Genomic DNA, 3,912 nt, shown 5'->3' on the forward strand with positions numbered 1-3,912 from the left:
CGAGCGGCGGGGAAACCTCCACGAGGTCGCCGCCCACGAGGTTGAGGCCGCGGCAGCCACGGATGATCTCGAGTGCCTGCCAGGTGGAGAGGCCACCCACCTCCACCGTGCCGGTGCCAGGTGCGAATGCGGGGTCGAGGCTGTCGATGTCATAGGTGAGGTAGACCGGGTGATCGCCGATCTTTGCGCGCACCTCCTGCATGAGGGGGGCCAGCGACTTGTACCAGCATTGCTCGGCCTCGATCACGGTGAAGCCCTGCTTGCGCGGCCAGTCGAAATCCTCCGGCGAATAGCCCGACCCGCGCAGCCCAATCTGATAGACCTTGTCGCAGGCAAGCAGCCCCTCCTCCACCGCGCGGCGGAATGGCGTGCCATGGGCGATCTTCTCGCCGAACATCTCATCGTTGATGTCGGCATGGGCATCGACATGGATCATGGCGACGGGGCCGTGCTTCTTGCGCATGGCGCGGAGGATGGGAAGCGTCAGCGTGTGGTCGCCGCCCAGCGTCAATGGCGTGCAGCCATACCCGAGGATCGCGTCATAGGCCGCCTCGATGATCCCCACCGTCTTCTTGAGGTCGAAGGTGTTGATCGGCACGTCGCCGATATCGGCCACCTGCAGGGATTCGAACGGCTTGGCACGGGTGGCCATGTTGTAGGGCCGGATCATGCAGGATTCAGCCCTGATCTGGCGCGGCCCGTGGCGCGTGCCCGAGCGGTTGGAAGAGCCGATGTCGATGGGAACACCCACGAAGCACACGTCGAGCCCCTCCGCGGTGGGCTGTGAGGGAAGCCGCATCATGGTGGCGGGGCCGGCAAAGCGCGGCATGTCGTTGCCGCCCAGCGGCTGGTTGAAGATGCGATCGGCCATGAGGGACTCCAATTCTCTTGAGGCGGGCATATAGCACCCCGCCTGGACCGATGAGAAGCGGGCGCGCAAGATCAGGAGCGGGTGGCAATGATCCAGCCGCGGCCCTCGGTCTGATGTCTGGTCGATGTCGTGAACCCGCATTGCCCGAGTTTCTCATGCAGCATTCGCTCTTTCCCGCCGCTGACGAGATCGCAATGATAGAGCACAAGCATGGTCTCGAATTTCGACAGTGTCTGCTTGTCTGCCGACAGCAGGATTGGAAACTCGGCCCCCTCACAGTTGAACTTTGCAAAGTTCACTTCTGGGATATTGCGCTCGAACAGGTAGCGCTCGAGGGTGAGGGAGGACACATACTCTGCTGAACCACTGAAGTTGAAAGTAGTCGAGTCGCCCCAACTCTCACCTTCAGTGGCGAGATAGAGTTGAGTGTAGCCGTTCTTGTCACCCAGTGCGGCATGGTCAGCAATGACGTTGGTGACACCGTTCAGAAAGAGGTTCGTCTTGAGCAAGGCAAATGTTTCCTGCCGCGCTTCCACCGCATAGACCCGCTGCACGGATCGGGACAAGAGCAGCGAAAAATCTCCGAGATGGGCGCCGACATCCAAGACAGTATGCGTGCTCTGGGGTTGATATTCAGGAACGCCACGCAGGAAGATGTCATGTTCAAAGCTATGCGCGATCACGGCTTCATCCGATGATGCTGGCCGGTAGGCCACCGTGAAACCCATGGCCGAGGTCAGATTGAGTGTTCTGGCTTTCGCCTTCTCCATTCCAGCCATTTCAGCAAATTGCTGAGCGGATTGAAGATTGTGCAGGACGTCTTCGCTCACCACGCTTCAACTTTCATTCAGCTGGCAGTTCCCATTTGACCTGCCGTCAGCTGGCAAGATCGCCTGACGATGCAAAGAGAGCAATCATTTTCCGCGGCGGGTGGCGGCAGGGACTGCCGGTGGATCAGAGCACGCTGACCCGGGCGCCGAGCTTCACATGGCGGTAGAGCTCGGTCACATCCTCGTTCAGCATGCGGATGCAGCCCGAGGAGGCGGCCTTGCCGATGGAGGACGGCTCATTGGTGCCGTGGATGCGGTAGATCGAGGAGCCGAGATAGATGGCGCGTGCCCCCAGCGGATTGTCGGGGCCGCCCACCATGAGGGCTGGAAGGTCCGGGCGGCGCTTGCGCATCGAGGCTGGCGGGCGCCAGTCCGGCCACTTGGCCTTGGCGGTGACGGCGTGCGATCCCTGCCACTCGAAGCCCTTCTTGGCGGTGGCCACCCGGTACATCACGGCCTGGCCATCGCCGAGCACGAGGTAGAGCCGGTTCTGCCGGGTCAGCACGATGATGTCGCCGGCCTCGGCCGTGGTCTCGAAGGCCACGATCTTGCCGCGCCTGAAGGCGGAAGCCGGGGCCTGCCCGTCCGCCGGGCCGGCCGAGGCCGGGACGATCACGATGGCGTCCTGCTGGCTGGGCGCAACGGAGCCCGCGTGGGCGCCGGTGGCGAGAATGGCCAGGCCGAGGGTTGCGGCGGCGAAAGTCCCGAGGAGCTTTTTCATGGCGATGGTTCCCTGTCGTCGGTTGTCTCCGCCGGTCTAGCCGCCTTGCCCTGAACGGGGTCTGAGCTGGTGGTTTATCCGGCGTTCATCTTTGCTTTCGATGTCCACCCTTGTAACGTGGCGGCGGCAGCATTCTGTGCCGGCCGTCACAGGCCGCATTTTTTCCCGAGGGGGCTCATGACCATCACGACGATCACCGACTATCCGCGCAAGGTAAGGGAAATCGAGAACATCTGGATTCCGCTCTCTGACGGGACCAAGCTCGCCGCACGCATGTGGCTTCCGGAGGATGCGGAGGCCGATCCGGTGCCAGCGCTGCTCGAATACCTGCCCTACCGCAAGCGGGACGGCACCCATGTGCGCGATGCGCTGACGCACCCCTATTTTGCCGGCCACGGCTATGCCGCGATCCGCGTCGACATGCGGGGCAACGGCGAGTCTGACGGCGTGATGCTGGACGAATATGCCAAGCAGGAGCAGGACGACGCGCTGGAGGTGATCGACTGGATCGCCAAGCAGACCTGGTGCTCCGGCAAGGTCGGCATGTTCGGGATTTCCTGGGGCGGCTTCAACGCGCTGCAGGTGGCGGCGAGGAAGCCCCCGGCGCTCAAGGCCATCGTCACCATCTGCTCCACCGACGACCGCTATGAAGACGACGTGCACTATAAGGGCGGCACGGTGCTGAACGAGATGATGGGCTGGGCCGCAACCATGCTCGCCTATTCCTCGCGGCCCCCCGACCCTGCGATCGTCGGCGACCGCTGGCGCGCGATGTGGATGGAGCGGCTCGAGAATGAGCCCTTCCTGGTCATTCCCTGGCTCGAGCATCCGCACCGCGACGCCTACTGGAAGCATGGCTCGATCTGTGAGGATTTCTCCGCCGTCGAGGCCCCCACCCTGGTGGTGGGCGGCTGGAACGACGCCTATTCCAACGCCGTGCCGCGCCTGATGAAGGGGCTGCGGGTGACGCGCAAGGCCATCATCGGACCCTGGGCGCACAAGTACCCGCATTTCGCCGTGCCGGAACCGCGCTTCGGATTCCTGCAGGAATGCCTTCGCTGGTGGGACCAGTGGCTGAAGGGCCAGAACACCGGCGTCTCCCGCGATCCCGATTTCCGCTACTACGTGATGGAGCCGTGGAAGCCCGGCACCTTCCCCGAGCGCATCAACGGGCGCTGGCTGGGCGACAATTTCTGGGGCTTCGGCCATGTCGAGACGAAGAAGTGGTGGCTCAACGCCGGCGGCATCGGGCCCAATCAGGGCAGCGAGACGGCGCTCACCATCTCATCAAAGCAGACCACGGGGGCGGACGGCGGCGAATACTGCATCATCTGGCTGGGGCCGGAATTTCCGGGCGACCAGCGGCGCGACGACGAGCAATCGATCACCTTCGACACGCCGGCTCTCGTGACCGCCATCGACATCGTGGGCCAGCCGGCCGTCGAACTCGATTTCTCGGTGGACAAGCCCATCGCGCATATCGCGGTGCG

At 63.5% G+C, this 3,912-nt stretch carries 4 protein-coding genes; 1 reads left to right on the plus strand and 3 read right to left on the minus strand.

Features of this window, described 5'->3' with window-relative positions:
* The 3 genes from speB to ACILRA_RS20805 form a co-directional block, all read right to left on the minus strand.
* A partial coding sequence (speB, locus tag ACILRA_RS20795) for an agmatinase (RefSeq protein ID WP_395663960.1) occupies window positions 1-871 on the minus strand: 871 nt, incomplete at its 3' end.
* 71 nt (window positions 872-942) lie between these two features.
* A complete protein-coding gene (locus ACILRA_RS20800; protein ID WP_395663961.1) occupies window positions 943-1,701 on the minus strand; it encodes an FkbM family methyltransferase in 759 nt (252 codons plus the stop codon).
* A 124-nt stretch (window positions 1,702-1,825) separates the two neighbouring features.
* Entirely contained in the window at window positions 1,826-2,422 is a 597-nt protein-coding gene (locus ACILRA_RS20805) for a L,D-transpeptidase (RefSeq protein WP_395663962.1), read from the minus strand.
* Between the two features lie 177 nt (window positions 2,423-2,599).
* Between ACILRA_RS20805 and ACILRA_RS20810 the strand changes: the two genes are divergently transcribed.
* A partial coding sequence (locus tag ACILRA_RS20810; protein ID WP_395663963.1) for a CocE/NonD family hydrolase occupies window positions 2,600-3,912 on the plus strand: 1,313 nt, incomplete at its 3' end.

It is taken from the genome of Aestuariivirga sp. (genome assembly GCF_044239095.1).
GTDB lineage: Bacteria > Pseudomonadota > Alphaproteobacteria > Rhizobiales > Aestuariivirgaceae > Aestuariivirga.

Excerpts from the sequence above, each read along its gene's own strand:
- ACILRA_RS20805 (WP_395663962.1), bottom strand. The coding sequence starts at position 2,422 with ATGAAAAAGCTCCTCGGGACTTTCGCCGCCGCAACCCTCGGCCTGGCC.